Source organism: Sandarakinorhabdus sp., assembly GCF_041689835.1.
Lineage (GTDB): Bacteria > Pseudomonadota > Alphaproteobacteria > Sphingomonadales > Sphingomonadaceae > Sandarakinorhabdus.
In genome coordinates this window covers 1-17,914 of sequence record NZ_JBDNFM010000065.1, presented here as the reverse complement: position 1 = coordinate 17,914, position 17,914 = coordinate 1, and the positions used below count along the sequence as shown (strand labels likewise).

The 17,914-nt window shown below is 66.2% G+C and carries 20 protein-coding genes and 1 pseudogene; 14 read left to right on the top strand and 7 right to left on the bottom strand.

Features of this window, described 5'->3' with window-relative positions:
- A partial coding sequence (locus ACESL8_RS03355) for a Brp/Blh family beta-carotene 15,15'-dioxygenase (RefSeq protein WP_372915953.1) occupies positions 1–956 on the top strand: 956 nt, incomplete at its 5' end.
- Here the strand turns inward: ACESL8_RS03355 and ubiG are convergent.
- The gene (gene ubiG / locus ACESL8_RS03350; protein WP_372915951.1) at positions 934–1,671 is read right to left on the bottom strand and encodes a bifunctional 2-polyprenyl-6-hydroxyphenol methylase/3-demethylubiquinol 3-O-methyltransferase UbiG; all 738 of its coding nucleotides are present in this window, start codon (positions 1,669–1,671) and stop codon (positions 934–936) included. The genes ACESL8_RS03355 and ubiG overlap by 23 nt on opposite strands.
- Positions 1,672–1,774: 103 nt before the next feature.
- Here ubiG and ACESL8_RS03345 point away from each other — a divergent pair, with 103 nt between their 5' ends.
- Genes ACESL8_RS03345 through ptsP form a run of 3 tightly spaced genes read left to right on the top strand, consistent with a single transcriptional unit; the run spans position 1,775 to position 6,302 of the window.
- Positions 1,775–3,016, top strand: coding sequence for an aspartate kinase (locus ACESL8_RS03345; RefSeq protein WP_372915949.1), 1,242 nt, complete (start codon positions 1,775–1,777; stop codon positions 3,014–3,016).
- A complete protein-coding gene (locus tag ACESL8_RS03340; protein WP_372915947.1) occupies positions 3,013–4,041 on the top strand; it encodes an NAD(P)H-dependent flavin oxidoreductase in 1,029 nt (342 codons plus the stop codon). The genes ACESL8_RS03345 and ACESL8_RS03340 overlap by 4 nt, the downstream gene beginning before the upstream one ends.
- Entirely contained in the window at positions 4,041–6,302 is a 2,262-nt protein-coding gene (ptsP, locus tag ACESL8_RS03335; RefSeq protein WP_372915945.1) for a phosphoenolpyruvate--protein phosphotransferase, read from the top strand. The genes ACESL8_RS03340 and ptsP overlap by 1 nt, the downstream gene beginning before the upstream one ends.
- Before the next feature lie 74 nt (positions 6,303–6,376).
- On the opposite strand, the gene ACESL8_RS03330 is transcribed toward ptsP, so the two are convergent.
- A complete protein-coding gene (locus ACESL8_RS03330) occupies positions 6,377–6,655 on the bottom strand; it encodes a YciI family protein (protein ID WP_372915943.1) in 279 nt (92 codons plus the stop codon).
- Between the two features lie 312 nt (positions 6,656–6,967).
- Between ACESL8_RS03330 and rpmB the strand changes: the two genes are divergently transcribed.
- Both rpmB and ACESL8_RS03320 read left to right on the top strand, forming a co-directional pair.
- A complete protein-coding gene (gene rpmB / locus ACESL8_RS03325) occupies positions 6,968–7,258 on the top strand; it encodes a 50S ribosomal protein L28 (RefSeq protein ID WP_372915940.1) in 291 nt (96 codons plus the stop codon).
- A gap of 83 nt (positions 7,259–7,341) precedes the next feature.
- Positions 7,342–7,950, top strand: a complete 609-nt coding sequence (locus ACESL8_RS03320; protein WP_372915938.1) for a GNAT family N-acetyltransferase — start codon at positions 7,342–7,344, stop codon at positions 7,948–7,950.
- Here ACESL8_RS03320 and ACESL8_RS03315 read toward each other — a convergent pair.
- Positions 7,943–8,953: an esterase-like activity of phytase family protein gene (locus ACESL8_RS03315; RefSeq protein ID WP_372915935.1), complete on the bottom strand. Its 1,011-nt coding sequence runs from the start codon at positions 8,951–8,953 to the stop codon at positions 7,943–7,945. The two genes, ACESL8_RS03320 and ACESL8_RS03315, sit on opposite strands and share 8 nt — an antisense overlap.
- Positions 8,954–8,987: 34 nt before the next feature.
- On the opposite strand from ACESL8_RS03315, the gene recQ reads away from it, so the two are divergent.
- On the top strand, positions 8,988–10,781 hold the full coding sequence (gene recQ, locus ACESL8_RS03310) for a DNA helicase RecQ (protein ID WP_372915933.1): 1,794 nt from the start codon (positions 8,988–8,990) through the stop codon (positions 10,779–10,781).
- Here the strand turns inward: recQ and ACESL8_RS03305 are convergent.
- On the bottom strand, positions 10,767–11,417 hold the full coding sequence (locus tag ACESL8_RS03305) for a glycine zipper 2TM domain-containing protein (protein WP_372915931.1): 651 nt from the start codon (positions 11,415–11,417) through the stop codon (positions 10,767–10,769). The two genes, recQ and ACESL8_RS03305, sit on opposite strands and share 15 nt — an antisense overlap.
- Positions 11,418–11,546: 129 nt before the next feature.
- On the opposite strand from ACESL8_RS03305, the gene ACESL8_RS03300 reads away from it, so the two are divergent.
- Positions 11,547–11,843: a hypothetical protein gene (locus ACESL8_RS03300; protein ID WP_372915929.1), complete on the top strand. Its 297-nt coding sequence runs from the start codon at positions 11,547–11,549 to the stop codon at positions 11,841–11,843.
- 59 nt (positions 11,844–11,902) lie between these two features.
- Here the strand turns inward: ACESL8_RS03300 and ACESL8_RS03295 are convergent, their stop codons facing one another.
- From ACESL8_RS03295 to ACESL8_RS03285, 3 genes are all read right to left on the bottom strand, one after another.
- Complete coding sequence (locus ACESL8_RS03295; protein WP_372915927.1) at positions 11,903–12,025, bottom strand: hypothetical protein; 123 nt, start codon at positions 12,023–12,025, stop codon at positions 11,903–11,905.
- A gap of 10 nt (positions 12,026–12,035) precedes the next feature.
- The gene (locus ACESL8_RS03290) at positions 12,036–12,185 is read right to left on the bottom strand and encodes a hypothetical protein (RefSeq protein WP_372915925.1); all 150 of its coding nucleotides are present in this window, start codon (positions 12,183–12,185) and stop codon (positions 12,036–12,038) included.
- A 90-nt stretch (positions 12,186–12,275) separates the two neighbouring features.
- Entirely contained in the window at positions 12,276–13,637 is a 1,362-nt protein-coding gene (locus ACESL8_RS03285; RefSeq protein WP_372915923.1) for an ABC transporter substrate-binding protein, read from the bottom strand.
- Positions 13,638–13,797: 160 nt separating this feature from the next.
- Between ACESL8_RS03285 and ACESL8_RS03280 the strand changes: the two genes are divergently transcribed.
- The 6 genes and pseudogenes from ACESL8_RS03280 to ACESL8_RS03255 form a co-directional block, all read left to right on the top strand.
- A complete protein-coding gene (locus ACESL8_RS03280) occupies positions 13,798–14,772 on the top strand; it encodes a cysteine synthase A (protein ID WP_372915921.1) in 975 nt (324 codons plus the stop codon).
- A 24-nt stretch (positions 14,773–14,796) separates the two neighbouring features.
- Positions 14,797–15,030 carry a hypothetical protein gene (locus ACESL8_RS03275; protein ID WP_372915919.1) on the top strand — a complete coding sequence of 78 codons (234 nt, stop codon included), beginning with the start codon at positions 14,797–14,799 and terminating at the stop codon, positions 15,028–15,030.
- Between the two features lie 456 nt (positions 15,031–15,486).
- Positions 15,487–15,915, top strand: a complete 429-nt coding sequence (locus tag ACESL8_RS03270; protein ID WP_372915917.1) for a division/cell wall cluster transcriptional repressor MraZ — start codon at positions 15,487–15,489, stop codon at positions 15,913–15,915.
- Complete coding sequence (gene rsmH, locus ACESL8_RS03265; protein WP_372915915.1) at positions 15,912–16,880, top strand: 16S rRNA (cytosine(1402)-N(4))-methyltransferase RsmH; 969 nt, start codon at positions 15,912–15,914, stop codon at positions 16,878–16,880. Before ACESL8_RS03270 ends, rsmH begins: the two co-directional genes overlap by 4 nt.
- Positions 16,877–17,374, top strand: coding sequence for a hypothetical protein (locus tag ACESL8_RS03260; RefSeq protein ID WP_372915913.1), 498 nt, complete (start codon positions 16,877–16,879; stop codon positions 17,372–17,374). The genes rsmH and ACESL8_RS03260 overlap by 4 nt, the downstream gene beginning before the upstream one ends.
- A pseudogene (locus ACESL8_RS03255) lies at positions 17,374–17,914 on the top strand (hypothetical protein); the annotation flags it as partial. The gene ACESL8_RS03260 and the pseudogene ACESL8_RS03255, both read left to right, overlap by 1 nt.

The following is a 17,914-nucleotide window of genomic DNA, read 5'->3' as shown; positions in this document are numbered from 1 at the left end:
TTGGGGCTTGGGCCATGACCGCCAGCGCCGATCACCATTTCCCCGGAACCGGGATTCCGCTGCGCGCCCTGCTGACGCTCACCGCCGGCCTGCTGGCGCTTGATGCAGCCGGCGCAATTCCGGACACACCGCTGATCACGGCGGCGGTATCGCTCTTGCTGCTCGTGGCCGGGATGCCGCACGGCGGCTTTGATCTGGCGCTCATTCGCGCGGCCGGCGGCGGCACCGACGTCGGTTCGCGGGCCGGCGTCATCCTGCTGTATCTGGGCTGCGCGGCCGCCACCTATGCGCTGTGGCAAGTGGCTCCGGTGCTGGCGCTCGCCGGCTTTTTGGCGCTGGCCGTCGCCCATTTTGCCGAGGATTGGCGCCGCTGCGGATCAGGCTTGCTGGCGGGCGGGCTGGCCGCCGCCATCGTCTGTGCGCCGGCCGTGCTGCACGCCGACGCGCTGCGCGGCCTGTTCGCCAGACTGGCCGGCGACGCGCGTGCGGCGGTGCTGGCCGATGCGCTGCTGCTGGCCGCACCCACGGCCATGGTGCTGGCCGCCGTGGCCATCGTCTTGCTGATCCAGAACCAGCATCGCCGCCTTGCGATGGCCGCGGCCTGCTCTTTGGCGGCGATGCTGCTGCTGCCGCCGGTTATCGGCTTTGCCGTGCATTTCTGCCTCGTGCATTCTCCACTGCAATTTCGCGACCATGCGCGGCAGCTGGGCCTTCGCCACTTTCGCCAATGGCGCGCCGCCGTCATCCCGCTCAGCCTGGGCGGGCTCGCGGTCGCGGGCGGCATCCTGGTGCGCGGCGACGGGACCGCACTGGCGCACAATCTTTATGCCAGCAGCTTCATGGCGCTGGCTGTGCTCGTGGTGCCGCACATGCTGGTGCCGTTGGCCATGGCGCACCTGAAAGCCCGCCGAACACGCGATTTGCAGGCCGTGCTCAGCCCGGTTTCGTTGCGGTGAGGAAATAGTTTACCGAAAGGTCGCTGCCGGTGTGGAAGCCCTTGCCCGGCCGCCATGTCAGGCCGGTGGGTTCACCCGCAGTAAGGCCAGCGTGGGCCAGCGCTTCAGTAAGCTCCGCGGGCGTGAAAAAACGCTTCCAGTCGTGCGCGCCCCTGGGAATGGACCGGGTGACGTATTCGGCCCCGGCAATCACCACCGCCCAGCTGGCCGGGGTGCGATTGGGGGTGGAAAACACCGCGAGGCCACCGGGGCGAAGCAGGCCGGCGATGGCGGCAAAGAACCCATCGCGCCCCGCCACATGTTCGATGACTTCAAGGCAGGTGATGAGATCATATTGCGCACCGGTGGCAGCAAGATCTTCCACGGCGATGCAACGATAATCGATGCTCAGCCCGCCGGCAGCGGCGTGGTCGCCGGCGACGGCGATGTTTTCCGGCGCGGCATCGATGGCGGTGACGGCGGAGCCCATGCGCGCCAGCGGCTCCGCCATCAAGCCAGCGCCGCAGCCGACATCCAGCGCCGACAGGCCAACGAGCGGCCGGCGGCTTTTGGCATCGAGCCCGAAGTGCGCCAGCGCGAGGCCGCGGATATGGGCAACGCGCACCGGCGTGATGCGGTGCAGCATCGCCGAACTGCCCTTGGGGTTCCACCAATCGGCAGCCAGGCGCCCGAAGAACGCAGCTTCATCCGGATTGATGCTGGCGGCAGACGACATTTTGATTCCCGACGATAACTGAGGGCTTTCTTGCCATTGCCCGCTCACGTTCCTATCAGGCAAGGGCAATAGTGAAGCAGCTTGCAGAAGGAAAACGCCGGCAATGGCCCGGATCGTGATGAAATTTGGCGGCACCTCGATGGCGGGGACGGAGCGGATACGCAACGTCGCCGCCCGGGTGAAGCGCGAGGTGGACGCCGGCAACCAGATTGCCGTGGTGGTTTCGGCGATGGCGGGTGAAACCGATCGGCTGGTGGGCTATTGCCGCGAAGCCAGCCCGCTGGCGGATCCGGCCGAATATGATGTGGTGGTGGCCGCCGGGGAACAGATCACGGCGGGCCTGCTGGCAATCACGCTGCAATCGGTGGGGGTGAAGGCGCGCAGCTGGATGGGCTGGCAGCTGCCAATCCGCACCAGCGCCGCGCACAGTGTAGCCCGCATCGAGGAAATCGGCACCGAAGCGATCCTGGCCAGCATGGCGGCCGGCGAGGTGGCGGTGGTGCCGGGCTTTCAGGGGCTCACCGAACATGAGCGGCTGACGACGCTGGGCCGCGGCGGATCTGACACATCGGCAGTGGCGCTGGCTGCGGCGTTGAAGGCGGATCGCTGCGATATCTACACCGATGTGGACGGGGTATACACCACCGATCCGCGCATCGTGCCGCGTGCCCGCAAGCTGACGCGCATCACCTACGAAGAAATGCTGGAATTGGCCAGCGTCGGGGCAAAGGTGTTGCAGACACGGTCGGTCGAACTGGCCATGAAGGAAAAAGTGGTGGTGCAGGTGTTGTCGAGCTTTTCCGATGCGCCCGGAACCCTGGTGGTGGACGAGGATGACGAGATGGAACAGGAACTGATCGCCGGCGTTGTGGCGGATCGCGGCGAAGCCAAGGTGACCGTGGTCGGTGTGCCCGACAAGCCCGGCGTGGTGGCCGGCATCTTTGGCCCGCTGGCCGATGCCAACATCAATGTCGACATGATCGTGCAGAACATCGCCAAGGATGAAGGCACCACCGATGTCACCTTCACGGTGCCGCGCGCGCAACTGCCGGCCTCGCTGGACGTGCTGGAAAAGGCCAAGGCCGACATCGGCTTTGCCAGCCTGCTCGCCGACGATGACGTGGCCAAGATTTCGGTGGTGGGTGTGGGCATGAGAAGCCACGCCGGGGTGGCCGCCACCATGTTCCGCGCGCTGGCCAGCCGCGGCATCAACATCCAGGCCATCACCACCTCGGAAATCAAGGTGAGCGTGCTGATCCCGCAGGAATATGTGGAATTGGCAGTGCGCGTGCTGCACACGGCTTACGGGCTGGACGGCCCGGTGGGCGCGGAGACCGAAGCATGACCGGCACCCCCCACCTCGATGCCGCATCGGCGCGCGGCCGCGCATTTCTGGGCACCCGCCACGCCATCATGGCCGGCGCGATGACCTGGGTTTCCGAACGCCACCTCGTCTCTGCCATCTCCAATGCCGGCGGCTTTGGCGTGCTGGCCTGCGGATCGATGCCGCCGGCCATGCTGGAAGCGGAAATCGCCGCCACCCGCGCCCTCACCACCAAGCCCTTCGGCGTCAATCTGATTACCCTGCACCCGCAAATGGATGAACTCATTGCCGTATGCGGCCGCCAGCATGTGAGCCATGTCGTGCTCGCCGGCGGCCTGCCATCGGGCGCCGCCATCGCCGCCATCAAGGGTTTCGGCGCCAAACTGATGTGCTTTGCGCCCACGGCGGCACTGGCCAAAAAACTGGTGCGTTCGGGCGTTGATGCCATCGTCATCGAAGGATCGGAAGCCGGCGGCCACATCGGCCCGGTGTCCCTGACGGTGCTGGCACAGGAAATCCTGCCGGTGATCACCGATGTGCCGGTGTTCGTGGCGGGCGGCATCGGGCGCGGCAACGCCATTGCCGCCTATCTGGAAATGGGCGCATCGGGCGTGCAGCTTGGCACGCGCTTTGCCGCATCCACCGAAAGCGTCGCGCACGCCAAATTCAAGGCCGCATTCGTGCGCGCCAGTGCCCGCGATGCCACCTCCAGCGTGCAAGTCGATCCGCGCCTGCCGGTGATCCCGGTGCGCGCCCTCAAAAACGCCGGCAGCGAGGCCTTCAACACTCGCCAGCGCGAAGTCGCCGCCGCCGTTGATCGCGGCGAGATGGACCTGGCCGCCGGGCAATTGGCCATCGAACATTATTGGGCCGGTGCCCTGCGCCGTGCCGTGGTCGATGGCGATATCGAAGGCGGCAGCCTGATGGCCGGCCAATCGGTGGGCATGGTCACCAGCGTGCAGCCGGTGGCCGACATCATTGCCGAACTGGTTGGCGACGCCGAAATCGCGCTGTCCCGCCGGCTGCTGCGCGAGGCCGCCGCCTGATGCCCCCGGTCAGCGCCGCTCGCAAGATCTTGCGCCGCCTTCACGATGTGATGGCCGGCAAGGCAGCGGCGCAGGCCAAGCTCAATCAGGTGGTCAAGGTGGTGGCCAGCGAACTGGGCAGTGAAGTCGCGTCGATCTATCTGCTGCGCGACGGGGTGCTGGAACTGTTTGCCACGCAAGGCCTGGCGCAATCGGCCGTGCACGTCACCCGCCTGTCGATGGGGCAGGGCCTGGTGGGCAATATTGCTGCCCGCCGCGAATCGCTCAGCCTTGCCGAAGCCAAGGCCCACCCGGATTTTGCCTCGCGCCCCGAAACCGGCGAGGATGATTTCCACAGTTTCTGCGGTGTGCCCATCTTGCGCCGCGAAGCCGCCATCGGCGTGCTCGCCGTGCAGCACCGCGAACCGCGCGATTATGCCGAGGCGGAGATCGAAGCCCTGCAAACCGTGGCCATGGTGCTGTCGGAACTCATCCACGGCGCCGGGCTGGTGGATGATGCCCAGGCTGCCCGCATGCGCGCCGCCAACAGCGGCCCGACCCGCCTGAATGGCCTGAAACTGGTGGACGGGCTGGCGCGCGGCAGTGCCGTGTTCCACCAGCCGCGCGTGGTGGTGGAACACACGGTGGCCGACGATGTCGATGCCGAACGCGCGCGGCTGGTCGATGCCTTTGCCCGCATGCGCACCCAGATCGACAACATGATGGGACAGGCCGAATTCGTCGCCGGCACCGATCACCATGAAATTCTCGAAACCTACAAGATGTTTGCCTACGATGAAGGCTGGGCGCGGCGCATCAACGAAACCATTGATACCGGCCTCACCGCCGAAGCCGCCGTCGAACGCGTGCAGTCGCGCAATCGGCTGCGCATGCGCTCGATCGACGATCCCTATCTGCGGGAACGGCTCACCGATCTTGATGATCTCGCCAACCGGCTGCTGCGTATCCTTTCGGGCCAGCTTGGCACGGCGGCACAGATCGGTATCACCGGCGATGCCATCCTGATCGCCCGCAACCTTGGCCCCGCCGAACTGCTGGAATATGACAAGCGCCACCTCAAAGGCGTCGTGCTCGAAGAAGGCAGCCTTACCGCGCACGTTATCATCGTGGCGCGCGCCATGGGTGTGCCGGTGCTGGGCCGGGTCGATCAACTGTTTGCCCAGGTCAACGACGGCGATGAACTGATCGTCGATGCCGGCAACGGCGCGCTGCTGGTGCGGCCCACCGCCGCCACCATCAAATCCTATCAGGCAATGCGGGTGCTCAAGGCGCGGCAGGCCGAACAATGGGCCAAGGTGCGCGATCTGCCCGCAATCTCAAAGGATGGCCGCCACATTGCGCTGTATATGAACGCTGGGCTGCTTGATGATGCCGCCGCAATTCCGTTGGCCGGCGCCGATGGCATCGGGCTGTTTCGCACCGAATTCCAGTTTCTGGTTTCGGCCACCTTGCCCCGCCGCGAACGCCAGCAAAGCCTGTATCGCGGCGTGCTCGAGGCCGCGGGCGACAAGCCGGTGGTGTTCCGCACCGTCGATATCGGCGGCGACAAATCCGTGCCCTATATCGGCGGCGACGACGAAGACGAAAATCCGGCGATGGGCTGGCGCGCGCTGCGCCTGGCGCTGGGCCGCTCCGGCCTGATGAAGGTGCAGGCCCGCGCACTGCTCGAAGCCGCCGCTGGCCGCAGCCTCAATGTGATGTTTCCCATGGTATCCGAACCGTGGGAATTTGCCGAAGCCCGCGCACTGGTGGAGGCCCAGAAACACCGGCTGATCGCCATCGGCCACGCCGTGCCGACCGAGATTCAATATGGCGCGATGATCGAGGTGCCGGCGCTGATCGAGCAGCTGGATCTGCTGCTGCCGATGACCGATTTCGTGTCGATCGGCACCAACGATCTGACGCAATTCCTGTTCGCCGCCGACCGCGCCAACCCGCGCCTGGCCGACCGTTACGATTGGCTGTCACCCGCCATTCTTCGCGTCATCCGCCGCGTCGTGTGCGCCGCCGCCCTGCATGATGTGCCCGTAACCGTATGCGGCGAAATGGGCGGCCGGCCTCTGGAGGCGCTGGCGCTGATTGCGCTGGGGGTGGAGCGGTTGTCGATCACCCCGGCCGGCATCGGCCCGATCAAGGCGATGATCCGTTCAGCGACTCTGGAGCCACTTTCTGATGCGATGCAGGATTGGTTGGCACTGCCGGGGGTGAATATCCGCGCCGAATTGTCGAGTGCGGCGAAACGGCAGGGGCTGAGCTTCTAGGGCCATCCCCAGCCCGCTCATGCCGAGCTTGTCGGAGTCGGCAAATAGCGCCGCTATTTGCGCGCCCTGCTGCGCTACGGCAGCACTTTGTGCCAATTGGTGATCGACCGGCTCTCGAACAGGCCTGCCAGATGGTAAGGATCTGCATTGGAAAAGGCCAACGCCGCGTCGCGATCCTCGAAATCCATGATCAGCAGGCTGCCCATCGCCCGGCCATCGGGGCGCAGCAACGGGCCAGCGACGAGCACCTGATCCTTGTGGGTATTCACGTGCTCAAGATGCGCGCTGCGCGTGTGTGCGCGCAGTTCAGCCGATTCGAGCTTGTCGATGCAGTGGATGGCAAACCAGGGCATTGGGCCTCACCTGTTAACGTTGATCATGCTCTAGACGCGCCGTGCGCCCAGCGAAAGAGACGAACTTCACCGGCTGTGCCAGAACTGCGCTGTTGCTGCCTGAACCAGAAACGGGCCAGGCAGCGATTCGGTGCTGTCCCGTGCCCCCGCGTGCCCCCGCGCTGACGGCCAACGCGCGCAAATACCCGGGCTTTGGAGCGAACTGGCCGCGCAGCAGTTGACGGCATGGCGCCCCTCGGCTATCTGCGCCGGTCTGTTGCTGATCCGTGTGGATTGGCATTTGCGAAATTCTTGACGAACAGGATTGAGACGATGTCGCGCGTTTGCGAATTGACCGCCAAGGGCCGCCAGGTTGGCAACAACGTGTCCCACGCCAACAACAAGACCAAGCGCACGTTCTTGCCCAATTTGCAGAACGTCACGCTGCTTTCGGATGCGCTGGGCCGCGGTGTGCGCCTGCGGGTGTCGATGAACGGCCTGCGCTCGGTTGAGCATGTTGGTGGCCTCGACAACTGGCTGGTCAAGACCAAGGACGCGCTGTTATCGGATCGCTGCGTCAAGCTGAAGAAGGAAATCAACAAGAAGCTCGTCGTCGCCGCCTGAGGCCGCGCTGCTCTTGTAACGAAAAATGGCCGGGTCACCCCCGGCCGTTTTTGTTTGTGCCGGCATCACCTATCCTCGCCGTTATGCACCTGCCTCCCGTGATTCGCCCCGCCACTCCGGCTGACCGCCCGGCAATCATCGCTGTGCTGGCTGCAGCCTTTGCCGATGATCCGGCGCTGGCGTGGATCTTTCCCGATGCCGCCCGCCGCCCGGCCCGGCTGACGCGATTCTTCGATCTCATCACCCGCGCCGATGCCCGGCTGCCACTGGCGCAACTGGCCTTGGCGGCGGATGGCAGCGTCGCCGGGGCGGCGTTGTGGCGGCCACCCGGCGAATGGGCGCTGCCCACGCGTAGCCTCATCGCCAATCTGCCGCGCCTGGCCATCGCGTTCGGCACCGCGCTGCCGCGCACGCTGGGCCTGATGGGGGCGATGGATCACCAGCATGATCGCCGCCCGCATTGGTATCTGCAGTTTATCGGCGTTTCGCCATCGGCCCAGGGCCAGGGCATCGGCGGCGCGCTGCTGCGGGCCGGCCTCGCCCGCGCAGACGGCGGTTGCTGCTATCTGGAAACCGCCACGCCTTCGAACGTCGGCCTGTATCAGGCGCATGGCTTTGTGGTGCGCAATGAATGGCGGCACGGCGCGGCCCCTAATTTCTGGTCAATGTGGCACGAAGCCAGCATCACTTGAGCGGCGCAGTTACCTCCAGCTGCAACAGCAGCGTGCGCTGCGCCGCCGAAAAATTATCGTCGGAAACCAGATAAAGCATCGGCAGCTTGCCGGCGCGGCGGACGATCGCGATACCCTCCATATTGTCGACAGGCCACGCCCCGCCCCGCTCCCAGCGCGCAAGCACCCGCCCGGGCGCCGCGCTGCCGCCGGCCAGCACCGGCGCCAGATCAACGAGGCTGATCGCGGCCGCCGTCTCCAGCCCGGTATAGCGGCGGTGCAGCACCAGCAGGTGCGTGTCATCCAGCACCGCCGCATCGGTGGGCGAAAATCCGCTCACCGCGCCAATCAGGATGCGGCGCGTGCGGCCGCCGGGCACCACCAGCAGCGCGGCGAGCGCGCCATCTTTAGTGGGCGAATTTTCCGCAATCCAAACCAGGCTGCCATCGCCCAGCACCGCCAGCGATTCGCCGCCGCCGTTGGGCGGCCAGGCCATGGTGTCGGTGCGATACAGCGGTTCGCCCGCGGGGCTGAGCGGCGGGCCATGGCCGGCAAAGCGCAGGGTGCGGTGCTGCTGTTCGAGGCTGATCAGCGTGTGCCCGTCCGGCGTGAAGGCAATGGCTTCGGCATCGCGATCGGCCTTGATAGCGCCGGGGTCGCCGCCCGGCATCGATATGCTGCCCATTTCGGCGGTCGCCGCGCCAGGCCGCATCATCACCCAGTCGCCAGCATCGGTGATCGCCAGCAGCCGGCCGTCGGCCAACGCCGCCAAACCGGAAAGGCCGCCAAACGATTTTTCGGGGCTGGCAAGCGCGGCGGCGCTGACCAGACGGAACGGGCCGATGGTTGTGCCGGCGCCGTGCAGGCTCGTGATTGACACCGCCACCGCCCGGCGCTGCCCGGCAGCCGCCGTCACCGGCGGCCGCAGCTCCGTCCACAGGATCCACAACGCCGCCAGCACAACGGCAGCTACCAGGCCATATTGGCCCACAACAAACATCCGGAAGCGCATCATGAAAAACATAGCAGGCCGGGGCCGCAACCGCTATCGACCGGTCATGACCCCCCGCGATGTCCTGTCCAGCGTGTTCGGCCACGCCGATTTTCGCGTGCCCCAGGAACAGATCATCAGCGACGTGATCGCAGGCCGCGACGTGCTGGCGATCATGCCCACCGGTGCCGGGAAATCGCTGTGTTATCAGGTGCCTGCGCTGGTACGGCCGGGCACTGCGCTGGTGATCTCGCCGCTGATTGCGCTGATGGAAGATCAGGTGCGGGCGCTCACTGCGCAAGGCGTGCGCGCTGGCACGCTCAACAGCCAATCAGAGGGCGGCGGCCAGGTGTGGCGCGACTTTGTCGATGGCCAGCTTGATCTGCTTTATGTCTCGCCCGAACGCGCACTTTCCGATGGCTTCGGCCAGATGGTGCAGCGCACCGAAATCGCGCTTATCGCCATCGACGAAGCACACTGCGTGAGCCAGTGGGGCCATGATTTCCGCCCCGAATACAGGCGTTTGCGCCCCTTTTGCGACACGCTGCCCGGCGTGCCGCGCATCGCCCTCACGGCCACCGCCGATCGCGAAACCCGCGCCGACATCGCCCGCCAACTGGGCATCGGCGACGACCGCATCACCCTGTCGGGTTTTGACCGTCCCAACATCCGCTATGAAGTGGCGGGCCGCGACAATATCCGCCGCCAGTTGCTGGCATTTCTGGCGGGCCATTCGGGCCGCGCCGGCATCATTTATGCCCCCACTCGCGCCGCCACCGAAAAGATCTGCGAGTGGCTGGTGGAAGCCGGCATCCGTGCCCGCCCCTATCACGCCGGGCTGGAAGCCGGCATCCGCAGCCGCCATCAGATTGATTTTGTTGGTTCCGAAGACATGGTGATGGTTGCCACCGTCGCCTTTGGCATGGGCATCAACAAACCCGATGTGCGCTTTGTGGTGCACGCCGGCCTGCCCAAATCGATCGAATCCTATTATCAGGAAACCGGCCGCGCCGGGCGCGATGGCGATCCGGCGGTGGCGCATCTGCTGTGGGGCGGCGAAGACGTTGCCCGGCTGCGGGGCTTCATCGCCGCGGGCGAAGGCAGCGATGCCCATAAAGCCAGTGAAACCCGCCGCATGAATGCGCTGATCGCCTTTCTGGAAACGGCGGGCTGCCGGCGGCAAGAACTCCTCCGCTATTTCGGCGAAACCGCGCCGCCAACCTGTGGGAACTGCGACAATTGCCTCAATCCGCCCAGCCTGCTGGATGCGACCGAGGCGGCACGCAAGCTGCTATCGGCGGTGTATCGCACCGGGCAACGTTTTGGCACCGCCCACCTGATTGAGGTACTGGGCGGCAAGGCATCTGAAAAGGTGCAGAAATTTGGCCATGACCGATCAAGCGTGTTCGGCATCGGCAAGGACTGGCCGGCTGACCAGTGGAAAAGCCTGGCCCGCCAGTTGGAAGCCGCCGACGCTCTGGAGCGTGATCCCGAACATGGCGGGCTGGTGCTGGGCCCGGCAGCGCGCGCCATTCTGAAGGGCGAGGTTGCCATTAACCTGAAACAGCTGGCACCGCGACGGGCTGGCAAGGCAAACAGCAACAGCAGCGCTGCTGCAGCCGATGTTGCCCCGCAGGATCACGCCCTGTTCGAACAACTTCGCGGGCTGCGCCGGCAGTTGGCAGCCGACGCCGGCGTGCCGCCCTATATCGTGTTTGCCGATGCCACATTGCGCGCCATGGCCGCCCGCCGCCCACAGACGACGGCCGACATGGCGCGCATCCCCGGCGTTGGCGCAGTGAAGCTGGAAAGCTGGGGGCCGGCCTTTCTGGCAGCCATCACCCAATCAGCAGCGGCCTGAGCGGCCAATCGCACTGCCCGCTAGCGCGCCAACCAGCCCGCCGACGATAACCCCGGTTGACCGATCCCAGCGGTTTTCCAGCCCATATCCGATGCCCGCGCCGGCGATACCGCCAACCAACGCACCAGTGCCACTGGAACGGCACCCGCCCCAGCCGCGGCCGTATCCGCCCCGTCCATAGCCAAAACCGCCAAGACCCCGATTCCAGCCGCCACCCCAAGCGCTGTCGAAGCCGCCATTCCAGTCACCGTCGTAACCGCCATATGCAACCGGCACTGGCACCCGAACCACGGCGCGCGTGCGAACCATCTGCCGCAGCTGCTGCCAGCCTTCTTGCGCGGCCTGCTCCCACGCCTGCTCCTCGTCCTCTTGCCACTTCGGCATCGGGCGTTCGCGTCCTTGCTGCTGCCAATCCTGCCGCTCTTCCTGCTGCCAGGCGGGCTGCGGGCGTTCCCAGCCTTGCTGCGCCGTCTGCTGCCAGTTCCGGGGCGGCAACTGCTGGGCCGCTGGCTGTTGCTGCTGCCAATCCTGAGCAGTTGCTGGCTGCCACCCGGCCGGCAGTGCTGTGGAAGCGGGCTGCGCCACCGCCGGAGCAAACGCGCCGAACGCCAACGCCGGCAGGACCAAATGCTTCATCATGAATTCACCTTTGCCCTTGCAGGTTGAATGTTGGCTGAACCCTTGCCCTATCTGGTAATCCCTCCCAGGATTACTCCACGCTAGAATGAGCCTGCACGGGCCAGCCATGCAAAAGGAGAATGAAGAATGCGCACCCCCCTTATCATCGCGGTTTCGCTGGGCCTGCTGGCCCCGGCGGCTGCCCCCGCCTTTGCTCAAGCCCGGCCCGTTCTGTACGAATACGGGGGCAAGCAATTCAACAGCCTGGCTAGTTGTCAGCGCGCCAAAAGGCGGGCCAAGGCACGCGGAACGGTGGCCGGCGCTGTGATCGCTGGTGCTGGCGCGGCGTTGCTGGGCGGCAATGTCGGGGAGACGGCGCTGGTGGCCGGCGCAGGCGCATTGGCGGGGCGCGAGATCGGCAGGCGCACCGTCAAGCAGTGTTGAGCCGTTACCAGCGCACGAGGCGGGGCGCCACCAGGCGCGCCCCGCCAGCGCCAGCACTGCTAGCGTTCCAGAGCGTAACAAGAACATGGATGCGGGTGGCCGGCGATCAGATCGGGCCGCAGTCCCAGCCAGGCCATGATAAAGGTAGCAGCCGCCAGCAGCAGGGCGGCCAGCACCAGCATGGTGGGCCGATCATCCAGTGGTTTGACTGGCCGCAACCTTGCGCCGGAACCAGCGCAGCAGCAACGGCGCTGCCATCCCCAGCAACTGCCGATAGGCCAAGCCATCACCCGCCTGCGCCGCGCGCATCAGCCTGGAAAGGATCACCTCGTCACTGGTCATAGCACGGGCAGGGGCAGGGGCAGGAGCAGGAGGAGCAGGACCGGCTGTTCATCTTGAGCATTCGCACCAGCGGAGCAATAGGTTGCATGGTCAACTGCCGTCGGCGGCGATGTGGCCCAGCGGATGACGGCCAAGCGGATTGGCTTGATAACCGGTCAGATCGTTGGCAACCAGCGCCCAGCGCACCGGGCGCAGCAGCGGAATGAAGGCAGGATCGGCCATCAACATGGTTTCTGCTGCCGCGGCTGCCGCTTGGCGGGCGGACAAATCAATGCCGGCGGCCAAGGCCTCGTCAAGCAGGCGATCGGCGGCGGCGCTGCATGGGCGGACGCGGGCACAGCGCCACTGCCCGAGGTGCGCAACCACGTCGGGCACGCGCGCTATTTGCTCCACCAGCGCCAGATCGTGCTGGCCGCTGGCCCGCGCCGCTGCAAAACCGCCAGCCCGCGCGCGCTGCAGGGCAAGGTTGAACCCCAGCGGCTTCAGGTTGGCGGCAAGCGTTTCAGCCAGCGCCTGGGTGTCTGGCCCGTCTGACACCAGCAACGACAGGCGCACGGGTTGGCCCGGCCCGAATCCGGCTTCGGCCAACAGCGCGGCGGCCAGCGCACGGCGTTCGGCCGGCGGACGAGCGCGATCATCGGTGGGCGGCGGCAGACCATCCCACAGCCGGGATTGCGGAGCGAGCAGGGCCAGCGCGAGCCTGTTGGCCAGCGGCGCGCCATCGGCTGCCAGCAGCAGCGCCCGCCGCAAACGCGCATCCATCAGCGGCCCGCTGCGGGCATTGATGGCCAAGCCGATCACGCCCTGCACTGCTTCCAGTTTCAGCGCCCGGCCTTGGCCGGCAGCCCGCGCCGCGCCCAACCCGGCCACTCCCTCCCCCAGCACCAGTTGCACGTCGCCTTTTACGAAGGCCGGGATGGCGGTCGCCGCCGCCATCGGCTGGATTCTGATGCTGGCGGCGCGGGCATCGGGGCGCGGGCGATCGCCGAGCCGTTGCAAACGCCAGCCCTGGCCATCCCGTGCCATTTCGTACGGGCCGGGGAACAGCTGTCCGCGCCGATCACGCACGGCCAGCGCCGGTTCGGCCAGCCACTCGAGTAGCAGCGGCGTCGCTGGCCGCGGTGAGAATTCCACCACCCGGGCGATCGGCGCGCGAGCGGTGCCGCGCCGCGCCAGCCCGGCGGCAGCCAATGCAGCACGGCCATCCGCGCCGCTGCGGCGCAAACCCGACACCAGGTCCTGCGCCACCAATTCCGGGCCGGGCCCGTCGCCAGTGCCCGGCCAGCGCACTGGGGCAAGCCGCAGAATCAGGTCATCGCCATTATCGAGAAACCGCCAGCTGGTGGCGAGCCCAGCGACCAGTTCACCGCCTGCGCCGCGCCGAATCAGGGTGGCGCGGCTGGCTTCGGCGGCCATGTCCGCAACCCAAGCGCGTTCGCCCACCACGGCCACGGCCAGATTCCCGCCGGGAGGCCCGTCGGAACAGGCGCCCAAAGCGAGGGCAAGACCACAGAGCAGGAAACGGCGCTTCACAGCCCACTTTAACCGAGGTTGGCCATGGTTCAACAGAGCTTCCTTGCGAGGCGTACCGGCAAGAGCGTAGAACGACCGCATGCACATGGCCCCCGACATCGTCAGCCTGATCGGCAACACGCCGCTGATAGCCCTGAAAGGCCCCAGCCTCGAGACCGGCTGCACCATTTTGGGCAAGGCGGAATTCGTGAACCCCGGTGGCAGCGTGAAGGACCGGGCGGCGCTGGGCATCATCGAGGATGCGGAAAAACAGGGCCTGCTGAAGCCGGGCGGCATCATCGTGGAAGGCACCGCCGGCAACACCGGGATCGGCTTGGCCGTCGTGGGCGCAGCGCGCGGTTACAAGACGATTATCGTCATGCCGGAAACACAAAGCCGGGAAAAGCAGGACACGCTGCGCGCGCTGGGGGCCGAACTGGTGCTGGTGCCGGCCGCCCCCTATGCCAACCCCGGCCATTATGTGCATACATCGCGCCGCATCGCGGAAGAAACGCCGGGCGCGATCTGGGCCAACCAGTTCGATAATGTTGCCAATCGCCTGGCCCATATCCGCAGCACGGCGCCGGAAATCTGGCGGCAAACCGAAGGGCGCGTTGATGGCTTTACTTGCGCGGTGGGCACCGGCGGCACACTGGCCGGTGTTGCGCTGGGGTTGCGCGCCGAAAAGCCGGGCGTGATCATCGCCCTCACCGATCCCGAAGGCGCAGCGCTGTATAACTGGTTTGCCAACGGCGAACTGCGGGCCGAAGGGTCGAGCGTGTCCGAAGGCATCGGCCAGTCCCGCATCACCGGCAATCTCGACGGGCTGAGCGTGGACGCCCAGTTTCGCGTTTCCGACGGCGAAGGCCTGTACTGGCTGCGCCGGCTGAATGCGGAGGAAGGCATCTGCCTTGGCCTCTCATCCGGCATCAACGTGGCCGGCGCAGTGCAACTGGCCCGCCACATGGGGCCCGGCCATGTCGTCGTCACCATACTGTGCGACAGCGGGCTGCGTTATCTTTCGACCATCTACAATCCAGAATGGCTGGCAGCGAAGGGGCTTGCCGCACCCTGACCCCGAGGGGTAGATCGTTCCTTGATGAACATGCTCCCTGATCCGACCGGGCCCGACACGCGCCCGCGCCACGCGGCTCGCAACGGCGAACGGCTGCGTTGGGGCCTGACAGGACTTGCCGCGGTGTTCCTGATCGTAATGGTGGCCGCAGCAAGCCTGCGCCCCGCTGGCCGCGGAGCCCAGCCCGCCACCGGTGAACCGCTGGCCTTGCTGGGCGTGGCTCCCGGCCCGGCCACTCGCCCAGCCGAAGACCAGTGACCCGCCCGAAACCGGGCTGCGGCGCATTCGAATCGGCCCAGCCCTGGGCGCCGGGCGGACCAGGTCCTAAGCCCGGTTCTGCGAATCGAGACGGCAGGTGGGAGGTCAACTTCGTGCGAATTTTGCCCGCATTCACCCCCAGACTTATACACAGGTCCAATTCAGCAACAAATCGCACTAGAACAGGGCAAGAACAACGCCCAAGTTGGCCATTTGTGCCCAAGGATATCCCCACATAATCGGGCTTTTGCCCATCAGATTCCATTGGCTCCCACGAAATCCCATGATACACCTGTTGTCCACAGCGGGTAAGTTCGTCGTGCAGCCGTTCTTCGACCCCTCCAACATCCGGGCGAGATCGGCAGCAAGGGCGCCCCGCGACAGGGGTGCGGGGTGTCGGCAAACTCTTATCTTGGTTACGGACTGAACGCGGTTGACGCGAAGAGCCGGCTATCTGTGCCGGCCAACTTCCGCGACGTGCTCACAGCAAAGTCCGGCGGCAAATACGTGCTGGTGGGGCCTGGCCACGCCGGCCGCCGCTGCCTGATGGCCTTCGACAACCTTTTCGCCGAACGTTTGCAGGCTGGCCTCGATGCGCGCCACGGCGATGCGGTGACCCCAGAAGCCTATGCCGAACGTGCCTATCTGTTCGGCAGCGCCCAGCCCCATACCATCGACGATGCTGGCCGCATCGTGCTGTCGCCGGTGCTGCGCAAGATCAGCGGCATCACCAGCCATGTGTGGTTCGTGGGCAGCTTCAATTATTTCGAGCTGTGGGATCCGTGGACCTTCAAGGCGCAAGCCGGCCTGCCCGAGTTGCAGCGCATCCAGATCGAGGCCGAACTGGAAATGCGCGGCCTGCCCATCGCAGGGCCGGCAGCATGAACACCGACGCTCCCCATGTCCCGGTGCTGCTGGCCGAAGTGCTTTCGGCGCTCTCCCTGCAGTCCGGCGACACCTATGTCGATGCGACGCTGGGCGCCGGCGGCTATCTGCGCGCCGCGCGTCAGACGTTGTCGGCTGGCGGGGGCATCGCCCATGCCTATGGTTTCGATCGCGACCCCGAAGCCCATGCGCTCAATGCCGATCTGGCCAGCGCCGATGATGTCACCCTGATCCGCCGGCCGTTTTCGGAGATGGTCGAAGGGCTGGGCGATCATGGGGTGAACGCGGTGAACGCGATCGCGTTTGATATCGGCATGTCCTCGATGCAGATCGACACCGCCGAACGCGGCTTTTCCTTCCAGACCGATGGCCCACTCGACATGCGGATGAGCCAGGAGGGCATGAGCGCCGCCGATTTCATCAACACGGCCGGCGAGGAAGAGATCGCCAATGTGCTTTACCAGTTGGGCGACGAACGCGCCTCGCGAAGGATCGCGCGCGCCATTGTTGCAGACCGGCCGTTTACGCGCACCAGCGAACTGGCCGGATTGATCCGCCGTGTCATTGGCCGAAGTGAGCCTGGCAAGGACCCGGCCACCCGCAGTTTTCAGGCGCTGCGTATCCACGTGAACGATGAACTGGGCCAGCTTGATGCCGGCCTTGTCGCTGCCGAACGGTTGCTCAAGCCCGGCGGCCGGCTGGCAGTTGTCTCCTTTCACTCCGCCGAAGATCGGCGGGTGAAGAATTTCCTGCGTGACCGATCCGGCAGCGCTCCGGCCGCGTCCCGCCATCAGCCGCTGGCGGCGCCTTCATGTGCTGCCAGCTTTGAAAAGCCGGCGAAGGCCGTGCGCCCGTCGGCTGCCGAAATGGCCCGCAACCCGCGTGCCCGCAGCGCCACCCTGCGCAGCGCAGTTCGCACCGCCGCGCCCGCCTGGGGCGCAGGCATCGAGGGAGACCGCACATGAGGCAGTATTTTTCCGCGCTGCTGTGGATTGCCGGCACCACGGTCATGGTCGCCGGCGCGCAAGTGATCACCACCCGCGCCGCCGCCGAACGCCGCGCCGTTACCCGGCTGAACATCGAACTGGTGGAAAACACGGTGCGCGTGCGCGAGATGGAAGCCGAACTGCGCACCCGCGCGGGCCTGCCGGAATTGCAGCGCTGGAACGACGCAGTGTTTCAGTTGGCAGCGCCGCAGGGCGGACAGATCCTGCGCTCGCCGGCGCAGCTGGCCGCTTATGCCGCCCGCCCCGAAGCCGAGCCCAGGGTGCAGTACGCTGTGGCTGATACCGGCGTGCCCAGTTTGTCCGCGTCAACCGCCCCGCCTTCGCCAGTGACGGCCGGCGCCCGCCTGGTGCGCACCAGCTTTGGCGATGCCGACGCCCCCGCAGCGCCAGCTTTTGAAATTGACGACAGCGTGCCTGCCGATCCTTCCGAACCGCAGGGCGGCGCGGATTAATGGCCAGCATCCCCGGCAGTGATCCGTTGATTGGCGCCACTCTGGCCCCGAACGCGGCCCCGAATCCGACCTTTGCCGGGGAACGTGTGACGGCGCGCGCTCAGGCACGCCAACGGCTGGCCTTCCTGATCATGCTGTTTCCGGTGCTGGCGCTGGCCATCCTTGTGCGGCTTATCGATCTGGCCGTGGTGCAAGGCACTTTCGAAAGCGAAATTGCCCCGATCAGCGCTGCACCGCCGCGTGGTGACATCGTTGATCGCAACGGCGTCGAACTGGCGCGTACCTTTGAAGCCTATGCCATCACGGTAATCCCGCGTCGGCTGACCTCGGATCCCGACGTGCTGGCTACCAAGCTGGCCGAAATCCTGCCCGAACGCAGCCGCGAGGAGATTTTGATCGATCTCACCTCGTCCAAGGGCCTGCGCTATCTCGCTCGCCGGGTCCTGCCCGGCCAAGCCCGCCGCATCAACGATCTGGGCGAACCCGCCATCGAACTCACGCGCGAGGCCGAACGGCTTTATCCCAACATAACGCTGGCTG

Coding starts and splice junctions, on each gene's coding strand:
- ACESL8_RS03280 (WP_372915921.1), top strand. CDS start 13,798: ATGCACATGGCCCCCGACATCGTCAGCCTGATCGGCAACACGCCGCTG.
- rpmB (WP_372915940.1), top strand. CDS start 6,968: ATGTCGCGCGTTTGCGAATTGACCGCCAAGGGCCGCCAGGTTGGCAAC.
- ACESL8_RS03295 (WP_372915927.1), bottom strand. CDS start 12,025: ATGCTGGTGCTGGCCGCCCTGCTGCTGGCGGCTGCTACCTTTATCATG.
- ACESL8_RS03340 (WP_372915947.1), top strand. CDS start 3,013: ATGACCGGCACCCCCCACCTCGATGCCGCATCGGCGCGCGGCCGCGCA.
- ACESL8_RS03305 (WP_372915931.1), bottom strand. CDS start 11,417: ATGAAGCATTTGGTCCTGCCGGCGTTGGCGTTCGGCGCGTTTGCTCCG.
- ACESL8_RS03300 (WP_372915929.1), top strand. CDS start 11,547: ATGCGCACCCCCCTTATCATCGCGGTTTCGCTGGGCCTGCTGGCCCCG.
- ACESL8_RS03290 (WP_372915925.1), bottom strand. CDS start 12,185: ATGACCAGTGACGAGGTGATCCTTTCCAGGCTGATGCGCGCGGCGCAG.
- ptsP (WP_372915945.1), top strand. CDS start 4,041: ATGCCCCCGGTCAGCGCCGCTCGCAAGATCTTGCGCCGCCTTCACGAT.
- ACESL8_RS03320 (WP_372915938.1), top strand. CDS start 7,342: ATGCACCTGCCTCCCGTGATTCGCCCCGCCACTCCGGCTGACCGCCCG.
- ACESL8_RS03275 (WP_372915919.1), top strand. CDS start 14,797: ATGAACATGCTCCCTGATCCGACCGGGCCCGACACGCGCCCGCGCCAC.
- ACESL8_RS03260 (WP_372915913.1), top strand. CDS start 16,877: ATGAGGCAGTATTTTTCCGCGCTGCTGTGGATTGCCGGCACCACGGTC.
- recQ (WP_372915933.1), top strand. CDS start 8,988: ATGACCCCCCGCGATGTCCTGTCCAGCGTGTTCGGCCACGCCGATTTT.
- ACESL8_RS03330 (WP_372915943.1), bottom strand. CDS start 6,655: ATGCCCTGGTTTGCCATCCACTGCATCGACAAGCTCGAATCGGCTGAA.
- rsmH (WP_372915915.1), top strand. CDS start 15,912: ATGAACACCGACGCTCCCCATGTCCCGGTGCTGCTGGCCGAAGTGCTT.
- ubiG (WP_372915951.1), bottom strand. CDS start 1,671: ATGTCGTCTGCCGCCAGCATCAATCCGGATGAAGCTGCGTTCTTCGGG.
- ACESL8_RS03315 (WP_372915935.1), bottom strand. CDS start 8,953: ATGTTTTTCATGATGCGCTTCCGGATGTTTGTTGTGGGCCAATATGGC.
- ACESL8_RS03345 (WP_372915949.1), top strand. CDS start 1,775: ATGGCCCGGATCGTGATGAAATTTGGCGGCACCTCGATGGCGGGGACG.